21 protein-coding genes are annotated in these 23,145 nt (G+C 74.8%); 15 read left to right on the top strand and 6 right to left on the bottom strand.

The genetic code is table 11. The annotated features are described in order from the left end of the window. Nucleotides 1-48 precede the first annotated feature (48 nt). Nucleotides 49-786, top strand: coding sequence for a TetR/AcrR family transcriptional regulator (locus ACFV4F_RS09485; RefSeq protein ID WP_380501276.1), 738 nt, complete (start codon nucleotides 49-51; stop codon nucleotides 784-786). Between the two features lie 19 nt (nucleotides 787-805). Here ACFV4F_RS09485 and ACFV4F_RS09480 read toward each other — a convergent pair whose 3' ends face one another. Together ACFV4F_RS09480 and ACFV4F_RS09475 are read right to left on the bottom strand one after the other, a co-directional pair. Further along, the gene (locus ACFV4F_RS09480) at nucleotides 806-3,676 is read right to left on the bottom strand and encodes an AAA family ATPase (RefSeq protein WP_380501274.1); all 2,871 of its coding nucleotides are present in this window, start codon (nucleotides 3,674-3,676) and stop codon (nucleotides 806-808) included. A gap of 155 nt (nucleotides 3,677-3,831) precedes the next feature. After that, a complete protein-coding gene (locus ACFV4F_RS09475) occupies nucleotides 3,832-4,494 on the bottom strand; it encodes a DUF4232 domain-containing protein (RefSeq protein ID WP_380442858.1) in 663 nt (220 codons plus the stop codon). Between the two features lie 223 nt (nucleotides 4,495-4,717). Here ACFV4F_RS09475 and ACFV4F_RS09470 point away from each other — a divergent pair, with 223 nt between their 5' ends. The 9 genes from ACFV4F_RS09470 (at nucleotide 4,718) to ACFV4F_RS09430 (ending at nucleotide 14,605) form a co-directional block, all read left to right on the top strand. Then, nucleotides 4,718-5,455, top strand: coding sequence for a phosphotransferase family protein (locus ACFV4F_RS09470; protein ID WP_380501272.1), 738 nt, complete (start codon nucleotides 4,718-4,720; stop codon nucleotides 5,453-5,455). A gap of 75 nt (nucleotides 5,456-5,530) precedes the next feature. Further along, nucleotides 5,531-6,151 (top strand): sigma-70 family RNA polymerase sigma factor, encoded by a 621-nt coding sequence (locus ACFV4F_RS09465; RefSeq protein ID WP_380442862.1) that lies wholly within the window; start codon nucleotides 5,531-5,533, stop codon nucleotides 6,149-6,151. A 104-nt stretch (nucleotides 6,152-6,255) separates the two neighbouring features. Beyond that, on the top strand, nucleotides 6,256-7,209 hold the full coding sequence (locus ACFV4F_RS09460; protein ID WP_380501270.1) for a MerR family transcriptional regulator: 954 nt from the start codon (nucleotides 6,256-6,258) through the stop codon (nucleotides 7,207-7,209). 205 nt (nucleotides 7,210-7,414) lie between these two features. After that, nucleotides 7,415-8,698 carry an NAD(P)/FAD-dependent oxidoreductase gene (locus ACFV4F_RS09455; RefSeq protein WP_380501466.1) on the top strand — a complete coding sequence of 428 codons (1,284 nt, stop codon included), beginning with the start codon at nucleotides 7,415-7,417 and terminating at the stop codon, nucleotides 8,696-8,698. Beyond that, the gene (locus tag ACFV4F_RS09450; RefSeq protein ID WP_380501268.1) at nucleotides 8,695-9,513 is read left to right on the top strand and encodes a DUF1365 domain-containing protein; all 819 of its coding nucleotides are present in this window, start codon (nucleotides 8,695-8,697) and stop codon (nucleotides 9,511-9,513) included. Before ACFV4F_RS09455 ends, ACFV4F_RS09450 begins: the two co-directional genes overlap by 4 nt. After that, nucleotides 9,510-10,808 carry a class I SAM-dependent methyltransferase gene (locus ACFV4F_RS09445; protein WP_380501266.1) on the top strand — a complete coding sequence of 433 codons (1,299 nt, stop codon included), beginning with the start codon at nucleotides 9,510-9,512 and terminating at the stop codon, nucleotides 10,806-10,808. The genes ACFV4F_RS09450 and ACFV4F_RS09445 overlap by 4 nt, the downstream gene beginning before the upstream one ends. Nucleotides 10,809-10,879: 71 nt before the next feature. Then, a complete protein-coding gene (locus tag ACFV4F_RS09440) occupies nucleotides 10,880-11,659 on the top strand; it encodes a DUF1295 domain-containing protein (protein ID WP_380501464.1) in 780 nt (259 codons plus the stop codon). Continuing rightward, nucleotides 11,656-12,975, top strand: a complete 1,320-nt coding sequence (locus ACFV4F_RS09435; RefSeq protein ID WP_380501264.1) for a cryptochrome/photolyase family protein — start codon at nucleotides 11,656-11,658, stop codon at nucleotides 12,973-12,975. Before ACFV4F_RS09440 ends, ACFV4F_RS09435 begins: the two co-directional genes overlap by 4 nt. A 136-nt stretch (nucleotides 12,976-13,111) precedes the next feature. Continuing rightward, nucleotides 13,112-14,605 carry an SDR family oxidoreductase gene (locus ACFV4F_RS09430; RefSeq protein WP_380501262.1) on the top strand — a complete coding sequence of 498 codons (1,494 nt, stop codon included), beginning with the start codon at nucleotides 13,112-13,114 and terminating at the stop codon, nucleotides 14,603-14,605. Here the strand turns inward: ACFV4F_RS09430 and ACFV4F_RS09425 are convergent. Next, the gene (locus ACFV4F_RS09425; protein ID WP_380501260.1) at nucleotides 14,577-14,957 is read right to left on the bottom strand and encodes a hypothetical protein; all 381 of its coding nucleotides are present in this window, start codon (nucleotides 14,955-14,957) and stop codon (nucleotides 14,577-14,579) included. The two genes, ACFV4F_RS09430 and ACFV4F_RS09425, sit on opposite strands and share 29 nt — an antisense overlap. A gap of 128 nt (nucleotides 14,958-15,085) precedes the next feature. On the opposite strand from ACFV4F_RS09425, the gene ACFV4F_RS09420 reads away from it, so the two are divergent. Both ACFV4F_RS09420 and trxA read left to right on the top strand, forming a co-directional pair. Beyond that, the gene (locus tag ACFV4F_RS09420; RefSeq protein ID WP_380501258.1) at nucleotides 15,086-15,514 is read left to right on the top strand and encodes a MerR family transcriptional regulator; all 429 of its coding nucleotides are present in this window, start codon (nucleotides 15,086-15,088) and stop codon (nucleotides 15,512-15,514) included. 1 nt (nucleotide 15,515) lies between these two features. Continuing rightward, nucleotides 15,516-15,845, top strand: coding sequence for a thioredoxin (gene trxA, locus ACFV4F_RS09415; RefSeq protein WP_380442878.1), 330 nt, complete (start codon nucleotides 15,516-15,518; stop codon nucleotides 15,843-15,845). Here trxA and ACFV4F_RS09410 read toward each other — a convergent pair. The 3 genes from ACFV4F_RS09410 to ACFV4F_RS09400 form a co-directional block, all read right to left on the bottom strand. After that, nucleotides 15,838-16,512: a DUF998 domain-containing protein gene (locus tag ACFV4F_RS09410; RefSeq protein ID WP_380501256.1), complete on the bottom strand. Its 675-nt coding sequence runs from the start codon at nucleotides 16,510-16,512 to the stop codon at nucleotides 15,838-15,840. The two genes, trxA and ACFV4F_RS09410, sit on opposite strands and share 8 nt — an antisense overlap. Nucleotides 16,513-16,635: 123 nt before the next feature. After that, a complete protein-coding gene (locus ACFV4F_RS09405; protein WP_380501254.1) occupies nucleotides 16,636-17,871 on the bottom strand; it encodes a hypothetical protein in 1,236 nt (411 codons plus the stop codon). Continuing rightward, a complete protein-coding gene (locus tag ACFV4F_RS09400; protein WP_380442884.1) occupies nucleotides 17,868-18,710 on the bottom strand; it encodes an alpha/beta fold hydrolase in 843 nt (280 codons plus the stop codon). The genes ACFV4F_RS09405 and ACFV4F_RS09400 overlap by 4 nt, the downstream gene beginning before the upstream one ends. Before the next feature lie 344 nt (nucleotides 18,711-19,054). Between ACFV4F_RS09400 and ACFV4F_RS09395 the strand changes: the two genes are divergently transcribed. Genes ACFV4F_RS09395 through ACFV4F_RS09385 form a run of 3 tightly spaced genes read left to right on the top strand, consistent with a single transcriptional unit; the run spans nucleotide 19,055 to nucleotide 23,124 of the window. Continuing rightward, on the top strand, nucleotides 19,055-20,896 hold the full coding sequence (locus ACFV4F_RS09395) for an FAD/NAD(P)-binding protein (protein ID WP_380501462.1): 1,842 nt from the start codon (nucleotides 19,055-19,057) through the stop codon (nucleotides 20,894-20,896). Further along, nucleotides 20,893-21,630, top strand: a complete 738-nt coding sequence (locus ACFV4F_RS09390; RefSeq protein ID WP_380442886.1) for a class I SAM-dependent methyltransferase — start codon at nucleotides 20,893-20,895, stop codon at nucleotides 21,628-21,630. The genes ACFV4F_RS09395 and ACFV4F_RS09390 overlap by 4 nt, the downstream gene beginning before the upstream one ends. Before the next feature lie 3 nt (nucleotides 21,631-21,633). After that, nucleotides 21,634-23,124 (top strand): argininosuccinate lyase, encoded by a 1,491-nt coding sequence (locus ACFV4F_RS09385; RefSeq protein ID WP_380501252.1) that lies wholly within the window; start codon nucleotides 21,634-21,636, stop codon nucleotides 23,122-23,124. Nucleotides 23,125-23,145: the final 21 nt, after the last annotated feature.

Below are 23,145 nucleotides of genomic sequence, written 5' to 3'. Positions count from 1 at the left end.
ACAGTGGGCACATTTGCGACGATTCCACTCAAAATGGACAATGTCAACATGGAATCCGTGGAGACCGCCACAGGCACCGCCGAGCCCGCGCCCCGCCGGGGCTACCACCACGGCGGACTGCGGGAGGCCCTGATCGAGGCCGGGGTCGCGCTGGCCCGCACCGGAGGGCCGGACGCGGTGGTGCTGAGGGCGGCGAGCCGGGCCGCCGGCGTGTCCCACAACGCCGCCTACCGCCACTTCGCCGACCACGAGGACCTCATCGCGGCCGTCGGCGAGCGCTGCATGCACCACCTCGGCCGGCTCATGCTGGAGCGCGCGGCCCGGGCGACCGCACCGGACCCGGCCACCCGGGCCGCCGACCGGCTGGAGGCCATCGGCCGCGCCTACGTCGACTTCGCCCTCACCGAACCCGGCTGGTTCCGCACCGCGTTCTCCGGAGCCTCACCGGGCGGCAAGCGGCTCTGCGCGACCGAGCCGGAACCGCCGACCGCCGAATCCACCGAAGTCGCCGAAGCCGCAGACCGAGACGTCCGAGCCGACCCGGGGACGGATCCCTACCTGATCCTGGGCGCAGCACTCGACGACCTGGTCGAGGCCGGGGCGATGCCCGCCGAGCACCGCCCCGGTGCCCAGTACGCCGCGTGGTCCGCGGTCCACGGCCTCAGCGCACTCCTGGTCGACGGACCGCTGCGCACGCTGCCGCCCGCGGAGGTCGAGTCCGCCACGCACACCGTCCTGGCGGTCGTCGGGCGCGGCCTGGTGACGCCACCGCCCCCGGCGGGCTGACGGCCGGACAGGTTCCGCCTCACCCGGCCGCGTCGGTCCTGTCGGTCCCGTCGGCCTCCGGCAGCCGGCTCAGCGCGTCGCGCAGCGCGGCCCTCGTCGTGATGCCCAATTTGGGGAAGACGCGGTAGAGGTGCGAACTGACGGTGCGCGGGGACAGCCGGGTCCGCTCGCCGATCTCCTTGTTCGTGAGCCCGCTCGCGGCGAGGTCGGCGATCCGGCGCTCCTGCCAGGTCAGGGCCGCGGGTTCCGGAGCCGCCGGGCCCGAGGGCAGGCCGACTTCGCGCAGCTCGGCGCGGGCCCGGTTCTCCCACGCCGTCGCGCCGAGCCGGTCGAACTCCTCGGCGGCCAGCAGCAGCGGGGCCTGCCGGGCCGCCCGGGGCGCCTTCAGCTGCCGCAGCCTGATGCCGTGCGCCAGGCGGATCCGCGCCAGTTCGAAGGGGAAGTCCTGAGCCTCGGGGTACGCCTCGACGCGCGCGTACGTCCGCGCGGCCTCCGTCAGGTCGTCCGCGGTCATCGCGAGGGCGCCGTAGGCGGACAGGGCCAGCCGCGGGGACGCCTCCGGCAGGCCCGCGTCGCACGCCGCGAGCGCGTGCCGGCGCGCCTGCTCGCGGCGGCCGCTGTACAGCGCGGCCTCGGCCAGTTCGAGCAGCGCCCGCGGGGCGATCTGGTGGGCGTGGCGGTCGAAGCTGCCGGGTGGCGTCATGCCGATGGCGTACAGGTAGGCCGCCTCGAAGTCGCCTTCGGTGAGCGCCGCTCCGGTGGCGATCGCCTCGGTGATCTGGGTGAGCAGGCCGACGCCGCGCGGCCGCGCCCAGGCGTCCACGGCGGACTGCAGCTCGCGCGCCTCGTCGAGCCTCCCCTGCCGGGCGGCGAGCTGCCCGAGGCAGGCGCGGGCGTGGTAGGCGAGCAGGACGTGACCGTGCGCGGTGGCCAGGTCCAGCGCCCGCTGCGCCAGCCGGCGCGCCTCGTCCCACTCGCCGGAGTACATCCGGTCCAGCATCAGCATCCGCAGCAGGACCATGACGCTCGACACGGCGCCGGCCTCCTGCTCGCGCTCGACCGCGCCCCGCAGCTGGGTGCGGTACTGGTTCAGGACGTCGACGTGGGACGCGCAGACCCCCAACCGCGCCAGGTCCCAGGGGGCCAGGTTCGCCGGATCGGCGAACGCCCGCTCCAGGCGCGCCCGCAGGCCGACCCCGCTGCGGGCCACGGCGCTCGCGTCGTGGTACATCGCCGTCAGGGGGTGGACCAGGTCGCCGAGGGCGTCGAGGATGCGGTCCGTCCGCTGCCACAGGGCGGGGTCGCCCGCGTAGTGGGCCATCGTCACCAGGGCGTCCGCCGCGCGGGCCAGCGTCTCGTCACGGGTCAGGGTCTCGTCGCGGCTCAGGGTCCCGTCACCGGTCCGCGCCGCCCCGTCCGCCCGGCGCTCGACCGCCGCCGCGAGCCGCTGGAAGGCGGGCCGGACCGCCCCGGACTGGACGAAGTCGGCGTGGGCGGAGGTGAGCACGGCGGCCAGCGGCTCGGCCGCGCCGGGTTCCGGCTCCGAGCGGTGGAGCAGCCGCTGGGCCTCGTCCAGCAGCGCCGCCTGACCGGCCGTGTAGGCCGCGTCGCCGAGCCGCCGGGAGCGCTGCGCGGGGTCCTCGCTCAGCTCGGCCGCGCGGGTCAGCCAGCTGACGGCGGCCGCCGCGCCGCCGCGCCGGGTCGCGGAGCCGGCCGCGGCTTCCAGCGCCGCCGCCACGGACTCGTCGGGGTCGACGGCCGCCGCGGCCAGGTGGCCGGCGTACCGCTCGACGTCCGCCCGGTGCACCCGGGCCAGTTCGGCGTGCGCGGCGCGGCACTGCTCGGGCGTCGCCAGCTGGACGACGGCGGAGCGCACCAGCGGGTGGCGGAAGACGAAGTCGCCGCCGGCCGCGTCGACGTCGAGCAGACCGGAGGCGGCGGCCTCCTCGACGCCGCGCATCCGGTACCGCGAGCCGTGGTCGCCGCCGCGCTGCCGGCCGGCGGTGCCGTCGAGGGCGCCCCGCAGCAGTTCGGCGCGGGTGCCGGGCTCCAGGCGCTCGATCCGTGCGGCGTAGAGGAGTTGGAGGCGCCGGGGCAGCGGGAGACCGGCGGCGCCCGGCAGACCGCCGCCGGGGTGCGGCGCGGCCGGGCCGGGCGGGAGCTCGTACAGCGCCAGCGGGTTGCCCCGGGCGTGGTCGAGGACGGTGCGGCGGGCGCGCGCGTCGAGCCGTGGACGGTGCAGCTCCAGGAGACGCTCGGCGTCCTCGTCGGACAGCGGCGCCACCGGCAGTTCCGGGAGGCGGGCGTCGTCGAAGCGGGAACGCTCGTCGGCCCGCAGGGCGATCAGCATCTTCACCGGGCCGGCCGCCAGCCGGCGGGCGACGAACCCGCACACCTCGGCGCTGGCGTCGTCCAGCCAGTGCCCGTCGTCGATCAGCAGCGTCAGCGGCCGCTCGGCGCCGGCCGGGGACAGCAGGTCGAGCACGGCGATGCCGAGGGCCATGACGGACGGCGGCTCGCCAGTGCCGCGCCCGAACACGACGTCGAGGAGCGCCCGTTGCCGCGCGCCGAGGCGGGCGGTGCGGTCCAGCACGGGGTAGAGGCACTGGTGCAGCCCGGCGAACGGCAGCTCGGACTCCGCCTCGACCCCCGTGACCCGGATCAGTGCGTGCCCTTCCCGGTCGGCCAGCCCGGCCGCGTGGCCGACCAGGGCGCTCTTGCCCACGCCCGCCTCGCCCCGCAGCACCAGGGCCCGGCCCTCGGGCGCGCTCACGAACGAGGCCAGCGCGGCCAGTTCGCGCTCCCGGCCGATCAGGGGCACGCCCGAGGGGTCGGGGGCGCCGGGCCAGGACCGGATGCCGTCGATGCGGAGCCTGCCATCTGCGGCCACGTCCCGTCCTTCACCACTGATCGGCGCTTGAAGTGCCTCCGACTGTCACACCGATGCAGCAATTTACACGTCCATTGCCATCCGATCATCGTGCTACTTCCTGGGCCCGGGTGCGCCGCGACGTGACGGGCGCCGCGCCTGGGACCGTGTCGGTGCTACTTGGGTGCCGCCGTCATGGAGGCGACCGCCTCCGCCGTGGTGGCCCGGTAGAGGCCCATGCGGGGGTTCAGGACGCGGACGCCGTCGGGGAGCGGGAAGTTCTGGGTGTTCGCGAGGGGCATGTTGGTGCCCTCCTCGTCGGCCAGGACGTTGAGTTCGTTGATGCCGGGGGCGGTGCCGGTGGTGGCGCCGCTCGGGTCGAGGTCGATCACGGCGTAGGCGTTCTTGCCGGCCGGGACCGGGAAGCGCGAAGTCCCGCTGGCGAGCACCGGCTTGATGTTCTTGCTCTGGTCGCGCGCGGCGGAGTTGCCCAGGTCGACCCCCGGGGACGAGCTCAGGGTGCAGGCGCTCGCGCCGGTGTTGCGGACGTCGATGACCCACTGGTTGGGCGCCCCGGCGCGTGCCGTCACGTGGATCGAGAGGTGCTGGATGTCGCACGGATCGGTGGCGGCGCCGGTGCCCCCGGTGGGAGGCGTGTGCGTGGCGGGGCGCGACGCGGCGCCCGTCGGGGGCGTGACGGCTCCCTTGGTGGGCGCCGCGGTGGCCGTCGGGCCCGCGACCGGGTCGGCGTTGTCGGGCCCGCAGGCGGTCAGGGCGAGTCCGGCCCCGACGACGAGGACGGCGGGGACGAGCAGAGGGCGGCGGTTGCGGACGGACATGGTGGCTCCCCGATGACGGTTCGTGCTGACTGCGTGGACACCTCACAGGACGGTCGTCCGACGGCATTCGGTGGCACGCGTGGCGTCACAATCATCAGGACATGACAGGGACGCGACCGTGACATTCCGTCAGGTGTGGCGCGGTTGACACGACGAGCCGTCCGGAGTCGGCCGGTCGAATATTCCCTGCGACATCCACGGCCCTCCCGGGATACTGCTCGCCATGGATGAGATCGAGGTCGTCGTCGCCCATTCCGAGCGCGCGACCCTGCGCGTCGGCGACGTGTTCCTGAAGGTGGACGCCGACCGGGCGCGCATGGACGTCGAGGTCGAGGCGATGGCCCTGGCGCCGGTGCCGACGCCGGAGGTGCTGTGGTACGAGCCGCCCGTGCTCGCGATCGCCGCACTGCCGGGGCGGGCGCTCGGCCGGCTCGGCGAACCGTCGGCCGCGTCACCGGCGGCGTGGGCCGCGGCCGGCGCCGCCGCACGCAGGCTGCACGACGCGCCGTTGCCGCCGTGGTCGGCCCGGGGAGTGGACGAGTTGGCGGCGGACCTCGACCGCGAGTGCGCGTGGCTCGTGGCGAACGCCGTCCTGCCCGCCGACCTCGTCACCCGCAACCGGCGGGTCGCCGAGGCCGCGCTGCGGCCGTGGACCCCGGTGTTCACGCACGGCGACCTGCAGACCGGTCACGTGTTCGTCGACGGCGACGAGGTCACCGGCATCATCGACTGGTCCGAGGCCGCCCGGGGCGACGCCCTGTTCGACCTCGCCGTCCTGACGCTCGGCCACGAGGAGCACCTCGGCGACGTCCTCGCCGGCTACGGCGCCGACGTGGACGTCGACGTGATCCGCGCGTGGTGGTCGTTGCGGAGCCTGCTGGCGAGCCGCTGGCTGGTCGAGCACGGCTTCGACCCGTCCGCGCCGGGCTGCGAGTTCGACGTGCTCAAGGCCCGGATGTAGGAAGCCCGCGCGGGCGAAACGCTGCACAGACGCTGCGAGTGGTCTCGGTCATCCGCCCGGCCGCACCGTTGCCGTGTGACCCTCTGCACGCAGCAGCGACCCGATGTGCAGCCCCTCCCCTGGATCAACGACGTGGCGCCCGAGGAGTTGTGCCGGCTCGTCGTGGCCGTGGCGGGCGGGAGCGAGGAGGCCTTCGCCCGGCTGTACGACGCCGTCGCCGGACCGGTCTACGGCACCGCCGTCCGGACGCTGCGCAATCCGGCGCACGCCGAGGAGGTGGCGCAGGAGGTGCTGCTGGAGGTGTGGCGCGGGGCAGCCGGGTACCGGCCGGAGCGGGGCACGGTGATGGCGTGGGTGCTCACGATCGCCCGCCGCCGCGCCGTGGACCGGGTCAGGTCGGTGCAGGCCGCGTCGGACCGGGAGACGCGCGCCGCGTCGCTCGAACCGCCCGTCGGCGAGTCGGTCGTCGACCTGGTGGAACGCGAGCTGGACGTGGAGCGGGTACGGGCCGCGCTCGCGGGGCTGAGCCGGGTGCAGCGCGAGTCGCTGGTGCTGGCGTACTACGGCGGGTACTCGCAGCGTGAGATCGCGCAGATGCTCCGCGTGCCGCTGGGCACGGTCAAGACGCGCATGCGGGACGGGCTGATCCGGCTGCGGGCGTCGTTCGCCACCGGTCCTGCGGTCGGCCTCGGATGAGTGCCGGCCCGAAGGCCGTCGGCCGGGACCGCCGGCCGGACGACAATGGGTGCACCTCCGGTGACTCTCCGGGGGCTTCGGACACCCCGTTCCCGGAGGACCTGATGGCCGAACCGCCCGTGCCCGACGCCGGGATGCCCACCGGGAGCGTGGCCCGGCGCCTGGGCGTGTCGCCGACGACGGTCCGCTCGTGGGAGCGCCGCTACGGCATCGGCCCGTCGGACCGGGAGCCCGGGCACCACCGCCGCTGGAGCGCGCGGGACATCGCGGTGCTGGAGGCCATGTGCCGGCTGACGGCCCGTGGTGTCCCGCCGGGCGAGGCCGCGCGGGTGGTCCTCGCGACGGCGAGTGCGGAGCCGTTCCAGCCCGAGGAGACGGCGACCGCACGCCCCGGGGGAAGCCGGGCGCTGCGCGTGGGGACGGTACGCCCCGAGTGCCGCGGCCTGGCCCGGGCGGCCGTACGGCTGGACGCCCCGGAGGTGGCCCGGATCCTGCGCGACGCCGTCCACGCGCTGGGGGTCGTGGACGCGTGGACGGAGGTGATGATGCCCGCGCTGCGCGCCGCCGGCCGCAAGTGGGCCGCCGAGGGCGAGCAGTACGTCGAGGTCGAGCACCTGCTGTCCTGGCACGTGGCCTCGGTGCTGCGGCATGCCGCCGTACAGCCCGCGGAGGTCCGGGCGGTGCCGCCGGTCGTGCTGGCCGCGATGCCCGCCGAGCGGCACACGCTGCCGCTGGACGCCACCGCGGCCGGGCTGACCGCGCGCGCCCTGCCGTTCCGGATGCTCGGGTCGACGGTCCCGCCGCGGGCGCTGCTCGACGCGGTGCAGCGGATCGGCCCGGGTGCGGTGATGCTCTGGTCGCAGGACCGGCGGACGGCCGACCGGCAGCTGGTGCGGCGGGTGACCGACAGTGCGTGGGGGCCGCGCGGCTCCCGCGGCCGGGCGGTGGTGCTGGTCGCCGGTCCCGGCTGGGACCGCTCCCGGCTGCCGGCCCGCACCGCGAGCCCCCGCACCCTGGCGGGCGCGCTCGACCTGCTGGAGGAAGCGGTCGTCCCGTAGTCCCGGCCGCGGCACATCGCCGGCGCCACGGCCCGATCCGCCGGCCGATGCCCCGACCAATCCGCCGAATGGACGGCTCCGAAGGTTCGGTGCAGACAGCACCCGGGCCGCACCCGCGGCCCCGACGAACCGAGGGGCCTTCGTGACGACAGTCGACACCGTCTCCACCTCCGGAGCCGTCCCGCGGCCCCGGAGCGGACCGCCCGTGCGCCACGCGGTGGTGGTGGGCGCCGGCGTGGCCGGGCTCACCGCCGCGTACGAGCTGTCCGGGGCGGGCGTGCGGGTCGAGCTGTTCGAGGCGGACGAGCGGCTCGGCGGGCACGCGCACACGCAGGAGGCCGTCGGGCCGGCCGGGCGCGCGGCGGCCCTGGACACCGGGTTCCTGGTGCACAACGAGCGCACCTACCCGCACCTCGTGCGGCTGTTCGCCGAGCTCGGTGTTCGCACCCGGGCCAGCGACATGAGCCTGTCCGTGCACTGCGACGGGTGCGGCCTGGAGTACGCCGGTGCGCGCGGCCCGGCCGGTCTGCTGGCCCGGCCCGGGGCCGCGCTGCGCGGCCGGTACCTGCGGATGCTGGCCGAGGTGCCGCGCTTCCACCGGCGGGCCCGCCGCCTGCTCGCGAGGCCCGGGGACGACGGCCCCAGCCTGCGCGAGTTCCTCGCCACCGAGGGCTTCTCGCCGTACTTCGTGAGCCACTTCATGACGCCCGTGGTCTCGGCGGTGTGGTCGTGCGCGCCGGATCTCGCGGGCGACTACCCGGCGCGCTACCTGTTCAGGTTCCTCGACAACCACGGCCTCCTCAGCGTGAACGGCTCGCCGACCTGGCGCACGGTCGTCGGCGGCTCCCGGACGTACGTCGAGCGGATCGCCGGGAAGCTCGCCGAGCGGCAGGGCACGGTGCACCGGTCGGCCCCCGTCCGGGCGGTGCGCCGCCACCCGGGCGGCGTCACGGTCGTCACCGCGGACGGACGGCGCACCCGGGCGGACGCCGTGGTGATCGCCACCCACGCCGACCAGGCGCTGCGGCTGCTCACCGACCCGACCGACGCCGAGCTGGAGGTCCTCAGCGCCTTCCGGTACTCGCGCAACCCGACCGTCCTGCACCGCGATTCCTCCCTCCTCCCGGAGGCCGGCTGGGCCCGGGCCTCGTGGAACTACCGGATGCCCGCGTGCGACGGCCCCGCCGACCGGGTGCGGGTGAGCTACCACCTCAACCGGCTGCTACGGCTGGACACCGGCGACGACTACCTGGTCACGCTCAACGAGGACGAGCACGACACCGTCCCCGAGGACCTGGTGGTCTCCCGCACGGTCTACGAGCACCCGATCTACACCGCCGGGACCGTCGCCGCCCAGCGCCGCCTCCCCGAACTCGCCACCGCCACAACCGCGTTCGCCGGCGCGTACCACGGCTGGGGGTTCCACGAGGACGGCTGCCGCTCGGGTGTCCGCGCGGCCCTGTCCCTGCTCGGGGCGGAGGCGCCGTGACCGCCGACGTCCGCCGCCTGCCCGGCCCCTGGGGCGCCGTGCTGTACGACACGCGCATCGCCCACGTGCGCACGGCCCCGCTGCGGCACGCCTTCCGGCACCGCGGCTACCTGTGGCTGGTGGATCTCGACCGGCTCCCCCGACTCCCCTGGCCGCTGGGAGCACTGGCCTCCTTCCGGCCCCGAGACCACCACCTCGACCCCGGCTACGGGAACGCGACGATCCGGCAGGATCTCCGGGACCACCTCGCCGCCCGGGGTGTGCACCTGGGCCGCGGCCAGGTACTGATGCTCACTCAGGCCAGGTCGCTCGGGCACGTGTTCAACCCCCTCACCGTGTACTGGTGCCGCGACGAGGCCGGGCGCCCGCTCTGCACCGTCGCCGAGGTGCACAACACTTACGGCGGCCGCCACCGCTACCTGCTGCGCCCGGACGCCGAGGGCCTGGCCGGGACGCCGAAGGAGTTCCACGTCTCGCCGTTCTTCCCGGTCGACGGCGGCTACCGGATGTCCCTGCCGGAGCCGGGCGAGCACCTCCGCCTCGCCGTCCACCTGGAGCGCCCCGGCGGGCGCGTCTTCACCGCCACCGTGCGCGGTACCGCTCACCCGGCGAGCCCCGCCGCCCTGCTGCGGGCCGCCCTGCGGCACCCGTTCGCCACGCAGGCCGTGAGCCTGCACATCCGCTACCAGGGCGTCCGGCTGTGGCTGCGCGGCCTGCCCGTTCACCCCAGGCCCGTTCACCCCCGGCCCGTCCCCGACAGCGCCCAGCCCGCCGCCGGGCACCCCGTACGCGAGGAAGAGGTGCCCTCCGCATGACCACCACCCCGGCCGCCCCGCGGTCGGCGCCACCCGCCCCGCCGACCCCGGTCGTCGACCCCGCCCGCTGGCCCGACGTCGCCCGCGTGCCGCACGCCCCGCTGCGCGCCGCCGTCGCCGGCCGGCTGCTGAGCCGGGTCGCCGCCCGCCGCGGCCTGCGCGTCGAACTGCCCGGCGGGCGCGTCCTGCGCCCCGCCGCACCCGGCGCCCCCGTCCTGCGGCTGCACCACCCGCGGGCGTTCCTCCACCGCGTCGGCGAGAGCGGCCTGATCGGCTTCGGCGAGGCCTACCAGGCCGGCGACTGGGACAGCCCCGACCTGACCGCGCTGCTCACCGCGCTCGCCGCCGCCCCGCAGACCCTCGTCCCGGCCGGCACCCGCTGGCTGCGCCGGCTGTACGTCCAGCGCCCGCCGGCCGCCGAGTCGTCCACGGTCGACGGCGCCCGGCGCAACATCCCGCGCCACTACGACCTGTCGAACGACCTGTTCGCGCTCTTCCTCGACCCGACCATGACCTACTCGGCGGCGCTCTTCCCGACCGGCCCCGGCCGGGCGCCGCTCGCGACCTGGGACGGCCTGACCACCGCCCAGCACCGCAAGATCGACCGGCTGCTCGACCTCGCCGGCGTCGGCCCCGGCACCCGGCTGCTGGAGATCGGCACCGGCTGGGGCGAACTGGCGCTGCGGGCGGCCGCGCGCGGCGCCCGGGTGGTCAGCCTCACGCTGTCCGAGGAACAGCTCGCCCTCGCCCGCCGCCGGATCGCCGAGGCCGGGTACGAGGGACGGGCCGAGGTGCGGCTCTGCGACTACCGCGCCGCCGAGGGCGCGTACGACGCCGTGGTCAGCGCGGAGATGATCGAGGCCGTCGGACGGCCGTTCTGGCCGGGCTACTTCCGCACGCTCGACCGGGTCCTCGCACCCGGCGGACGCGTCGCCCTGCAGGCGATCACCATGCCGCACGACCGGATGACCGCGAGCAGCCGCACCTACACGTGGATCCTCAAGTACGTCTTCCCGGGCGGCCTGATCCCGTCCCTGCGGGCGGTCTCCGAGACCGCCGCCCGGCACACCGCCCTGCGCGTGCGCGCGGCCGACGCGTACGGGCCGCACTACGCCGAGACGCTGCGGCTGTGGCGCGAGCGGTTCACCGCGCACGCCGGCCAGGTCGCGGCACTCGGCTTCGACGACGTGTTCCGGCGCACCTGGGAGCTGTACCTCGCGCACTCCGAGGCCGGGTTCCGCGCCGGCTACCTGGACGTCCACCAGATCCTCCTCACCCGCGGGGCGCCCTCGTGAGCCGGGCCGTCCCGGACGGCGGCGCGTTCGCGCTCAACCTCGCCGTCACCGCCGCCGCCGTCCTCGCGATCATGCTCGCGACGTTCGTCGTCGGGGTGCGCACCGGCCGGCACCGGGCGGTCGACGTCGCGTGGGGCCTGGCGTTCGCCGAACTCGCGCTCGTCGGCTACCTCCTGTCGGACGGCCGGGGCGACCCCGGCCGGCGGGTGCTCGTCACCGTGCTCGTCGCGGTGTGGGGCGTCCGGCTCTCCGCCCACCTGTGGTGGCGCGCCCGGGGCCTGCCGGAGGACCGGCGCTACGCCCGCATGCTCGCCCGCGTGCCCGAGGGCCCGGCCCGCGTCCGGTACGCGCTGCGCAAGGTGTACCTGCTCCAGGCCGCGATCGTCTGGTTCGTCTCGCTGCCCGTCCAGGCGGCGCAGTACGTGCCGTCCCCGCCCGGCGCGCTCGCCTGGGCCGGGGTCGGGCTGTGGAGCGTCGGCCTGGCCTTCGAGGCGGTCGGCGATCGGCAGCTCACCCGCTTCAAGGCCGACCCCGCCAACCGGGGCCGGATCATGGACCGCGGCCTGTGGCGCTACACCCGCCACCCCAACTACTTCGGCGACGCGTGCGTCTGGTGGGGCGTCTTCCTGCTCGTCGCCGACACGCCCGTCGGATGGGCGTTCGTCCTCAGCCCCCTCCTGATGACCTGGTTGCTGGCGTTCGGCAGCGGAAAGCCGATGCTGGAGCGCCGGCTCGCCGCCGAACGCCCCGGCTGGGCCGAGTACGCGGCCCGCACCAGCGGGTTCGTGCCGCTGCCGCCGCGCCGGGACCCGAGCACCCCGACCGCACCACCTGCGAGGCCCCACCCGTGACCGTCTCCATCGCCCTGTTCACCCAGGACCTGCGCCTGCACGACAACCCCGTCCTGCACGCCGCCCGCGCCGCGGGCGACGAGGTCGTGCCGCTGTTCGTCCTCGACCCCGCCGTCGAGGCCGCCGGCTTCGCCGCCCCCAACCGGCTGGCGTTCCTCGCCGACTGCCTCGCCGACCTGGACGCCTCGCTGCGGCGCACCGGCTCCCGGCTCGTGCTGCGCCGCGGTGACACCGCCGAGCAGGCGGCGCGCGTGGCGACCGAGGCCGCCGCGGGCACCGTCCACCTCGCCGCCGGGGTCAGCGCCTACGCCCGGCGGCGCGAGGCCGCGCTGCGCAAGCACTTCGGCGACCGCCTGCACGTCCACGACGCCTCGCTGACGGTCGTCGGAGCGGGCCGGCTCACCCCGGCGAACCGCGACCACTACGCGGTCTTCACCCCGTACCACCGCGTCTGGCAGGAGGCCCCCTGGCGGACCGTCCTGGGCGCGCCCCGGAAGCTCGACACGCCGGACGGCATCGGCGGCGAGCACCTGCCCACCGCCCGCCCGGCCTCGCCCGCCCTGCCACGCGGAGGTGAAACGGCCGCCCGCGAGGCCCGGCGCCGCTGGGACATCGACGCGTACGCCGACATCCACGACGACCTCGCCGCCGACGCCACGTCCCGTCTCTCCCCCTACCTGCACTTCGGCTGCCTGTCCCCCACCGAACTCGCCGTCCGCGCCCAGCAGCACGGCGGTGACGGAGCCCAGGCCTTCGTCCGGCAGCTCGCCTGGCGCGACTTCCACCACCAGGTCCTCGCCGCCCGCCCCCACGCCGCCCGGCGGGACTACCGCACCAAGGACGACCACTGGCACCACGACGACGGCGAGGCCGAGGCGTGGCGCCGGGGCCGCACCGGCTATCCGATCATCGACGCGGCGATGCGCCAGCTCGCCCACGAGGGCTGGATGCACAACCGCGGCCGGCTGCTGACGGCCAGCTTCCTCGCGAAGAGCCTCTACCTGGACTGGCGCATCGGCGCCGCCCACTTCCTCTCCCTGCTCGTCGACGGCGACGTGGCCAACAACCAGCTCAACTGGCAGTGGGTCGCGGGGACCGGCACCGACACCCGCCCCAACCGGGTCCTCAACCCGCTGCGCCAGGCCGACCGCTACGACCCGGACGGGACGTACGTCCGCCGGTGGGTGCCCGAACTCGCCCACCTCCCGGGGGCCACCATCCACCGCCCCTGGCTCCTCGCCCCCGACTACCCGGCGCCGATCATCGACCCCGACACGCTCACCGCGCGGCTGCGGCACGCCCGGGGCCTGGACTGACAGGGTGGCCCGGCGGGCTCCGCCGATCCGACCGGGCCACCGGCTCCGAAGACCGCGCGACGCCTTCCTAGGACCCCGACACGAACCGCCCGACATGAGCGACCCGACATGAGCGGCCCGACATGAACCGCCCGACATGAACAACCCGCCCCCCACCCCGCCGCGCTGCCTGGTGACCGGCGCGACCGGCTACATCGGCGGCCGCCTCGTCCCCGAGCTGCTCGCCCGCGGCCACCCCGTCCGCTGCCTGGTGCGCGACCCCGGACGGCTGCGGGACCAGCCCTGGCGGGCGCGGGTCGAGACCGCCGTCGGCGACGTCACCCGGCCCGCCACCCTCACCGGCGCCTTCGACGGCGTGGACGTCGCCTACTACCTCGTCCACTCCCTCGGCACCGGCCCCTCGTTCGAGGCCACCGACCGGGAGGCCGCCCACGCCTTCGGAGCCGCCGCAGCGGCCGCGGGGGTCTCCCGGATCGTCTACCTCGGCGGGCTCGTCCCCGACGGCGTCGACGAGAGCGGGCTCTCCCCGCACCTGCGCTCCCGCGCCGAGGTCGGCCGCATCCTGCGCGCCAGCGGCGTGCCGACGGCCGAACTGCGCGCCGCCGTCATCATCGGCTCCGGCAGCGCCTCCTTCGAGATGCTCCGCCACCTCACCGAGCGCCTGCCCGCGATGGTCACCCCGCGCTGGGTCGCCACCCGCATCCAGCCCATCGCCGTCCGCGACGTCCTGCGCTACCTGGCCGGCGCCGCGCTCCTGCCACCGTCGGTCAACCGGACCTTCGACATCGGCGGGCCCGACGTCCTCACCTACCGCGAGATGATGCGGCGCTACGCCCGGATCGCGGGCCTGCGCCGACGCGTCATCCTCCCTGTCCCCGTGCTCACTCCCGGGCTCTCCAGCCACTGGGTCGGCCTCGTCACCCCGGTTCCCGGCTCCATCGCCCGGCCGCTCGTCGAGTCCCTGCGCCACGAGGTCGTGTGCGGCGAGCACGACCTCGCCCGGTGGGTGCCCGACCCGCCGGAGGGCCTGACCGGCTTCGACCGGGCCGTGGCGCTCGCCCTGCGCCGCATCAAGGACGCCGACGTCGCCACCCGCTGGTCCTCCGCCTCCCTGCCCGGCGCCCCGAGCGACCCGCTGCCCACCGACCCCGACTGGGCCGGCGGCAGCCTCTACCAGGACCTCAGGGAACGCACGGTCGCCGCCGCACCGGCCGACGTCTGGCGCGTGGTCGAAGGCATCGGCGGCGACAACGGCTGGTACTCCTTCCCCCTCGCCTGGGCCCTGCGCGGCCTCCTCGACCGCCTGGCCGGCGGCGTCGGCCTGCGCCGGGGCCGCCGCGATCCGGCCCGCCTGCGGGTCGGGGACTCGCTCGACTTCTGGCGGGTCGAGGAGATCGAACCGGGCCGCCTGCTCCGGCTGCGCGCCGAGATGCGGCTCCCCGGCCTGGCCTGGCTGGAGCTCTCCGTCACCCCGGACGGGGACCACGGCACCCGCTACCGGCAGCGCGCGCTGTTCCACCCGCACGGCCTGGCCGGACACGCCTACTGGTGGTCGGTCGCGCCGTTCCACTCGGTGGTCTTCGGCCGGATGGCCCGCAACGTCACCGAACGCGCCCGCCGGGCGGGCTGAGCGTCAACAGCCACCGCCAGCGGGGCAGCTCGGTACCGCAACAGGCGAGCGCGAGGACGGAGACGAGCACCGCCGCCCACACCGGGAACAGCAGCCACGCGGCGGCGACGGCCCCCGCGAGCTCGGCGAGCACCATCAGGACCGTGACCCACCCGGGCACCGCGACGACCGTCCCCGGCTTGTCCCCGGGCGTCTGCAGCACGGCCGGCACGCCGATCAGCACGACGTCCACCCCGATCGCCAGCAGCACCGAGTGCGGCCACAGCGCGATCGGCAGCCCGATCCACCCCACCAGCTCCAGCCCGGCCCTCAACCCGGTGGCGTACCAGGGCTCTTCGTACGTCCGCGCCATCGTCGCCTCTCCCCCGTCCACGAGTGCCGGGGCAGCGTAGCGCGCAACGGACCCCGGGCCCACCCGTCCCGCCGGTCCGGACGGCGGCGCTGGCGTTGACGTCGGCGTCAAGGTCTAGCGTTCTCTCCATGCGGATCGGCGAACTGGCGGCACAGGCGGGGACGACCACCCGCACCCTTCGGTACTACGAGTCGCGCGGGCTGCTGCCCGCCCGGCGCAACGGCAACGGGTACCGGGCGTATGACGAGGCGGACCTGCGGCTCCTGCGGCAGATCCGGACGCTCCAGGGCTTCGGCTTCGACCTGGAGCAGACCCGCCCGTTCGTCGAGTGCCTCCAGGCTGGACACCCGGAGGGCGACTCCTGCCCCGCGTCGCTGGACGTCTGCCGCGGCCGGCTCGCCGAGCTGGACGAGTGCCTGGCGCGGCTGCACGAGGTGCGCGACCGGGTCGCCGCCCAGCTGGCCCGCGCCGAGCTCCGGGTCGAGGCCGAGCATCCGGGCGGGCCCGAACCGCACTGCGAGCTTTCCACCAACCATGCCCAGACGAAGGAGAGTTGAGATGACGGGAACGGAAATTCCGGCCGTGACGGACGCGAGCTTCGCCGCCGAGGTGCTCGCGGCCGACGTGCCCGTCCTGGTGAAGTTCACCGCCGACTGGTGCCCGCCGTGCCGGATGGTCGCGCCGGTGCTCGCGGAGATCGCCCGGGAGAAGGCCGGGGAGCTCAAGGTCGTCCAGCTGGACGTCGACACCAACCCCGAGTCCCAGGCGGCCTACTCGATCCTCTCCATGCCGACGATGGTGCTCTTCCGCAACGGCGAGCCCGTGCGCAGCATCGTCGGCGCGCGGGCGAAGGCCCGGCTGCTGCGGGACCTGGCCGACGTCATCTGACGGCCGGACCTCGGGCGCACCCGTCGGCCAGGACCCGGCGGGTGCCGAGGGCCAGCAGGACCACCCCGGCCGACGCCGCCAGGGCGAGCGCCCGTTCCGCGTAGCCGGCGCCGGCGTGGCCGTGCAGCCCGATGAAGGCGATCACGCCGATGAACATCACCGGGCTGAAGGCCAGGGCGCCCCCGGACCAGCCCTGCCACGCCGGGTTCGCGCGGAAGTGGGCGGCCAGGACGGACGGGGTGATCACCATGACCGGGAAGCCGACGAACGAGATCGCCAGGTGCCCCGTCGCCTGCCACGAGCCGGACCCGAGGCCCTGGACGCACCCGGGGTCGGCGGCCCGGCAGTCGAGGCGGAAGAGGACGTCCCACACGTTGTCCAGGCCCAGCGGGGACGCGGCGACGAGCCAGGCCCCCGCCGGTCGCCGCCCGCCGGGGGCGGCCAGGGCCGGGCCCAGCGCGAAGAGGGCGAACGCGATGGTCAGGACGCCCGCGACGCCCTGCGCCGCGAGCACGAGCCCCGCGTGATCGGCCGTCCGCGCGCCCAGGTCGCTGATGCCGTGCGCGGAGCTGCGGTAGCCCCGCCCCTCTGTGATCCCGCCGACCGACCACACGGCGGCGAAGAGGACTTGGGCGACGACCGCTCCCCGGACAAGTGCCATCCGCATGCTCTGGTCCCCCCGACGCCCATCCCCCGTTGATACAGTTGTATCAGATGGAGGGCGTCGCGGAAGAGCCGCCGCCCTCCGACCCGGCACGCCGTACCGCAGCACGCCTTACCGCGGCACCGCTTACCGCAGCGCCTCCGCGAGCACCTCGCCCAGCGGCGGTCCGTCCATCGCCGCGCGCAACTCCTCGACGGCAGAGAGCCGTTCCGCCGCCCCGAGCGCCAGGTACTGTCCAATCCGCTCGTTCAGGCAGCGGCGGAACCGGTCGTAGTGGCCGTCGTCGCGGCGGATCCGCCCGGCCAGCTCGACCAGCGCCGCCGTCCCCGTGAAGTCGTCCTCCGGGACCGGGCGGTCGGGCAGCAGGTCGGCCAGGCCGACGGCGGTCTTGGCGAACAGCGTCCGCTCCAGCCGGCGGACGGTGAACAGGTGCGCGTAGTGCTGCTCGGGCAGCGCGAGCGGGAGGCGGCCGAGCGCCAGCGCCTCGTGGAGGGCGGTCAGGCCGGGGGTGAGCAGGTAGTGCGGGGTGGAGGCGACGTGCCGGAGCAGCTCTCGCTGCGGCACCAGCCGGCAGTCCGCCCGCCGTCCGTCCACCGTGACCGTGCGCGCCCGCCGGCCGCCGAACGGCCCGCCGCAGACCAGGACGCGGCGGAACCGGGGCCAGTCGCGCAGCAGGTCGGGCAGCCAGCGCTCGATCAGCAGCAGGTAGTCGTTGTGCTCGTCGAAGTCGAGCAGGAAGTTGCGGAACCCGCCGAGGTTGATCAACAGGTCGTACTCCGACGCGGCCGGCTCCGCGCTCGCCGCCGCCCGCAGCCCGTCGTGATCGACCAGCGCGCCGGTCGTCCGGGGCACCCGCCCCACCCCCAGTCCGGCGAACTCCGCGATCCGCTGCCGCACCCCGGGGAAGTTCTGCACCAGCCCGTGGGTGGCCAGCAGGTGGGCGGCCACCACCCGCTCGTGCGGGGACAGTTCACCGAGGTGCCGGTCCGCCGCCCCGAACCCGGACCGCGGAAGCGTCTCGCAGAGCCGCAGGATCTCCGCGAGCGGCCGTTCCAGGCGCCAGAACGCGAACAGGCTGTCCAGCAGGACCACCGGCCGGTCCGCCAGCACGCCGTGCAGCACGAGGTCGGCGTCCATCACGGACACCACGCGGTCGCAGCCGGCCAGCAGCCGGCCCAGGTCCGCGTCGCGCGGGGCCGGCGAGCGGATCTCGTCGAAGGCGTCCGGATTGCAGTGCGCGAACTCGGCGGCCACGCCGTCCCCGACGAAGATCCGCTCGTGGCCGCTCAACGCGCGCGAGACCGCGACGAGTTCGGCCGCCGGCCCGAACCCGCAGTTCTGCGCCCCCATCACGAGTCTCACGACACCTCCTCCAGACCCGCCGGCACCGCCGCGGACCCGGCCGGGAGTGCGTCCAGCACGGCGCCCAACTGCCGGGCGAACTCCTCCGGATGCTTGGCGTACCCGGCGTGGCCGCCCGGGAAGAGCGCCAGGTCGCGGCCGAGGAGGGCCGCGAGAGCGGCGACCGGACGGTGGATCAGGTAGCCGCGCGACTCCAGGCCGCCGGCCGGCGTGATCCGGTCGGCGAGCCCGCTGAGCGCGGCGACGTCCAGGGGGAACGCGGTCGTCGGGCGCATGACGTGGGCCAGGAAGAACTCGGTGTTGTCCCGCACTTCGGGCAGCGCGGGCGCCGGCCGTCCGCCGAAGGCGCCCGCGAGGCTCAGCATCGCCGCCGCGGCCCCGTCCCGCCGGTAGGTCTCGTGCACCTCCTCGAAGAACGCGACCTGCGCCTCGCCGTCCGGCAACAACCGCATCGCCGGGGGCTCGTGGGCGACCACCGCGGCCACGCGGTCGGGGTGCGTCCGCAGCAGTTCGAGGGCCACGAGCGCCCCGGCGCAGCTCCCCAGGGCGAGCACCGGTTCGTCGCCCACGGCGTGCCGGTCGAGCAGCCGGAGCGCGTCCTGCGCCTGGACGTCGACCCGCTGGTCGACCGGCGGCCCGTGGAGGGGGCTGCGGGAGATTCCGCGCGGGTCGTAGCTCAGCACCCGGTAGCGGGTGGCGAGTTGCTCGGCCAGTGGTTCGAACACCGCCGCGTCCGAGGCGCCGCCGGGCACCAGCAGGAGCAGTGGTCCGGTGCCTCTGAGCTCGTGGTGCAGGCGCGCCCCGGGAACGTCCAGGGTGCCGGTCTCCAGCGCTGCCATCACGTGCTCCAGGCGCGTTCCGGTGTCGGGCGGTCCCCGGCAGGATACCCACCGGACGCGAACGTTCCGGTGATCCGACGCGCTGGCGGAAACCGGCCGGAACGCGAGTGCGCCCCGGCACGGAAATCGCCTCAGGATCCTCCCGGACAGCACACAGCACACGAATTGATCGAAGCACCTTGCGTCACACTGATCGAGCACAGACTCTCCGGTAAGGACACGTCATAATCGGAGTATGGACTTTGGGTTGTCGGTCGCGTAGCGTGGCCGCCGTCGATCTCATCGACTTCTCATGTCTCCGGGGGTTTCACTTGGCATCGGAGTATTCAATCGCCATCATCGGCATGGGTTCTCGCGGGTGCAGCATCCTTGAACGGATCGTCACCCTGGCGCCCAGGATCGGAAAGCACGGCGCACCACCCGGCCGGTTACGCGTGGAGATCATCGACCCTTTATCCGAGGGCGAGGGACTCCATTCCGTCTCGCAACCCGACTACTTACTGCTGAATACCTTGTGCGGCGAGATATCGATGTTCCCCGACCGGGACGCGGTCGGGGCGTACGCGGGCGAGGCCGGCCCGAGCCTGTACGAGTGGGTGACCGAACGCGGTCTGATGATCGCCGGGGACGGGCACACGGTGGGCCGCACCGGCCGTCCGGTCCGGCCGAACGACTTCCTGCCCAGGCGGCTGCTGGGCGAGTACCTGCAGTGGTTCCTCGCCCGACTGCGCGAGCGGGCCCCGTCCTGGCTGAGCGTGACCGTGCACCGCTCCCGGGCGACCTCGCTGGCCTCGGATCCCGGCTCCGGCGTCCGGATCGGCCTCGCCGACGGTTCCACGGTCGGCACCGATTACGCCTTCCTGACCGTCGGTCACGTCCCCAACCGGGAGAATTCCCCGCCGATCGCAGCCGAATTCCCGTCGGCCGCCACCCGGCACATCGGCGACCCGTACCCGATCCCCGACAAGCTCGCCGTGATCCCGCCGGAGGATTCGGTGGCGGTCGCCGGATTCGGCCTGTCGGCCATGGACGTCATCGCCGCATTGACGGTCGGCCGCGGCGGCCGATTCGTCCCGGACGGCCGGCGGCTGCGCTACCGGCCCGGCGGCGCCGAACCGGAATTGCTCCTCTATTCCCGTTCCGGAGTCCCGTTCCGGGCCCGCCCGCACCGCATGCGAATGAGCAGCCGCTTTCAGCCGCTCGTCCTCACCCGGGCGACGGTGGCCGAGTTCCGCGAGGCCGGGCCCCTCGACTTCGACGACTGCCTGTTCCCGCTGCTGCTGACCGAGATGCGGATCGCCTACCACCGGTGCCGCGCCCTGGTCGAGGGCGGCGCCGACGCCGAGGCGGCGCTCGCCGCCGAGCTCACCGCGGCGGCCGACACCGACAAGCTCCCCGCGACGCTCGACCTGCTCGACCAACTGCACGGCCCCTTCGACCCGTTGAAGGCCTGGGACGACTCGGCCGCCATGGAGCTGCACGACAGCGCCAGCTATCAGCACTGGCTGGCGGAAACGATTCGCCACGATCTCGTCGAGGCCGACCGCGGACTGGACCACAGCCCCCTGAAGGCAGCCCTGGAGGCCGTCCGCGAGGTCCGCGACACCCTGCGCGACGCCGTCAACTTCGGCGGCCTGACGAACGCCTCCCTCGACCGGTTCCTGCGCACCACCGTGCCGCTGTTCAACCGTGCGGTGGTGGGCCCCCAGAAGGAGCGGCACGCCGAACTCCTCGCCCTCATCGAGGCGCGGGTCGTGCGCACGCCGTTCGGTGCGGCCCCGTCGGTGCACTGGAACGACGACGGCGGCCGGTGGACGATCGCCTCGACCCGCCTGGCGACCCCGCACCGCGAGGACGTCGACTGGCTCTGCGCGGGCAACTCGCCCTGGCCCGCCGTGGACTCCTCCGCCAGCCCGCTGATCCGCTCCCTCCACGAGGACGGCCGGATCCGCCGTCTGCTCCCGGAGAGCACCGCCGTGCGGGGCGCCGACGTCGACGCCTCGCTACACCCGGTCGACGCCGCCGGCGTGAGCGACCCGCGGCTCTGGCTGATCGGGCCCCTGTGCGAGGGCGCCACCTTCTACAACCACCTCGTTCCGACCCCCGGATACTCGCGCGCCTTCGTCGACGCCCACCGCTGCGTCGCGGAGCTCTTCGCCCTGGACAACGAGAGGAACGCCCAGTGACCACCGACACCGCCGCCGGCCGCCCCGGCGCCGCCAACGCGCAGGACGAACTCGCCAAGGGCCAGTGGAACGACGCCTACCGGCTGGAGGACGGCCACACCAACCTCTGGGGCGACCCGCCGGTGCCCTACGTCGTGAACGCGGCCAAGCTGTTCGCCGACCACGACGCCTTCGTGGTCCTGGACCTGCCGTGCGGCGACGGCCGCAACCTGCCGCCGCTCGCCCAGGCGGCCACCGTCGTCCTCGGCGGCGACACCTCCCGCAACGCGATGGGGATCGCCCGCCGGGTGGTGGCCAAGGCCAACGCCGACAACGTCGTCTTCAAGGTGACCGACGCCTTCGCCACCGGGCTGCCCGACGACTCCGTCGACGGGATCTTCTGCTGGGACCTCCTCGGCCACCTCACCGAGCCCGTCAAGGCGCTCCAGGAGCTGTACCGGATCTGCCGCCCCGGCGGTCACGTCGTCGCGAACATGTGGACGATGAACGACTGTCAGGTCGGCGACCCCGGCATGAAGGAGGTCCGGCCGAAGGAGTACCTGGACCACGCCGACTTCTACTGCCGCTTCTTCGACCGCCCCGACCTCGACGCCTACCTCGCCGACGCCGGGCTCGCCGACGAGGTCGCCGCGGTGGAGCTGCTGCGCTGGATGGAGCCCCCGCACGCCGGCTACCGGCCCTACTTCCACGAGCACGAGAGCCTGGCCTTCACCATCCGGAAGAAAGGTCGGTGACCCGTGGCGGCTCCCCTGACCGGAAGGATCACCGCGAACCCGCACACCCTGCTCCACGAGGAGGTCCTGGCCCCCCAGTTCGAGTTCGAGCTGGAGCACCTCCTGCCCTGGTACCTGGCGATCGAGAAGGTGCTCGCCCTGGAGTACCTGCGGATGGGCCTGATCGACGCCGGGCAGGCCGAGCTGATCGGCAAGGCGCTGCACGGCATCACGGCGGCGACGGTCTCCGCCGATCCCGAGCGCAACATGTCGGACATCGCGTTCGCGCTGGAGCGGCACGTCGACCACCACCTGCCCGCTCCCGTCCCGGCCTGGCACGTCGACCGCAGCCGCAACGACCTCCAGGCCTGCGCCCAGGTGATGTTCGCCCGGCACCAGCTGGCGCTCACCGCCGACGCCCTGCTCGCCCTCGGCCGCTCCGCCCACCGCCTGGCCGGGGAGACCACCGAGCTGCTCATGCCCGGGTACACCCACGCCCAGGCCGCGCAGGTCATCACCCCCGGCTACTACTTCGCCGCCGTCGGCGAGGAGGTGCTGCTGGCGGCCCGCCGGCTCCTCACGGCCCACGACGAGATCGACCTGTGTCCGCTGGGCGCGGGCGCGATGGCCGGTCAGGAGCTCGCGTGGGACCGCGACCGCGCCGCCCGGCTGCTCGGCTTCGCCGGCCCGCGCCCGCACGCCCTCGTGGCGGTCGCCTCCCGGGACTGGGCGCTGCGGATCACCGGCGAACTGGCGCTGTTCGGCGTGGTGCTGAGCCGCTTCACCACCGACCTGATCTCCTGGGGCAGCAGCGAGTACGGCTTCATCGACCTGCCGGACGCCTACGCCGGGATCTCCTCGGCGATGCCGCAGAAGAAGAACTTCCCGCTCCTGGAACGGATCCGCGGCAAGACGGCCCACCTCGCCGCCTTCCACGTGGACACCCTGACGGGCCAGCGGAACACCCCGTACTCCAACTCGGTCGAGGTCTCCAAGGAGGCCGGCGCCAACGTCCTGACGGCGTTCCGCACCGCCCGCAGCGCGTTCACCCTCGCCACCGCCGTCCTGGACAACCTGGAGTTCCGCGCCGACCGCATGCGCGGGGCCTGCGAGCGCGAGTACCTCGGCGGGTTCACCCTCGCCAACCTGCTCACCCTCGACGAGGGGATCCCGTGGCGGACGGCGCAGGTGGTGGCCGGCGGCTACGTCCTGGCCGCCGCCGAGCAGGGCGCGTCCCCGCGGGACGTCCGGCCCGACCTCCTGCGGCAGGTCGCGAAGGACCACGGCTTCGAGATAGCCGAGCCGCGGCGCCTGCTCGCGACCGCCTTCGACACCGACGCGAGCATCCGGCGCAAGGTCTCCGCCGGGTCGACCCGGCCGGAGGAGGTCCGCACGATGCTCGCCGACCAGTCCGACCGCTACGACGGGATCCAGGCCGCCTGGGACGCCCGGCGCCGCCGGATCCGCGAGGCCGGGGCAGAGTCGGACCGCCTGCTGGGCCTCACGTCCGGCTGAGCCGCCGGCGGGACACGGCAA

The organism is Kitasatospora sp. NPDC059722 (assembly GCF_042733235.1).
Taxonomy (GTDB): domain Bacteria; phylum Actinomycetota; class Actinomycetes; order Streptomycetales; family Streptomycetaceae; genus Kitasatospora.
The sequence above is the reverse complement of the archived record's forward strand: the minus strand, read 5'-3'. Positions and strand labels throughout refer to the sequence as shown.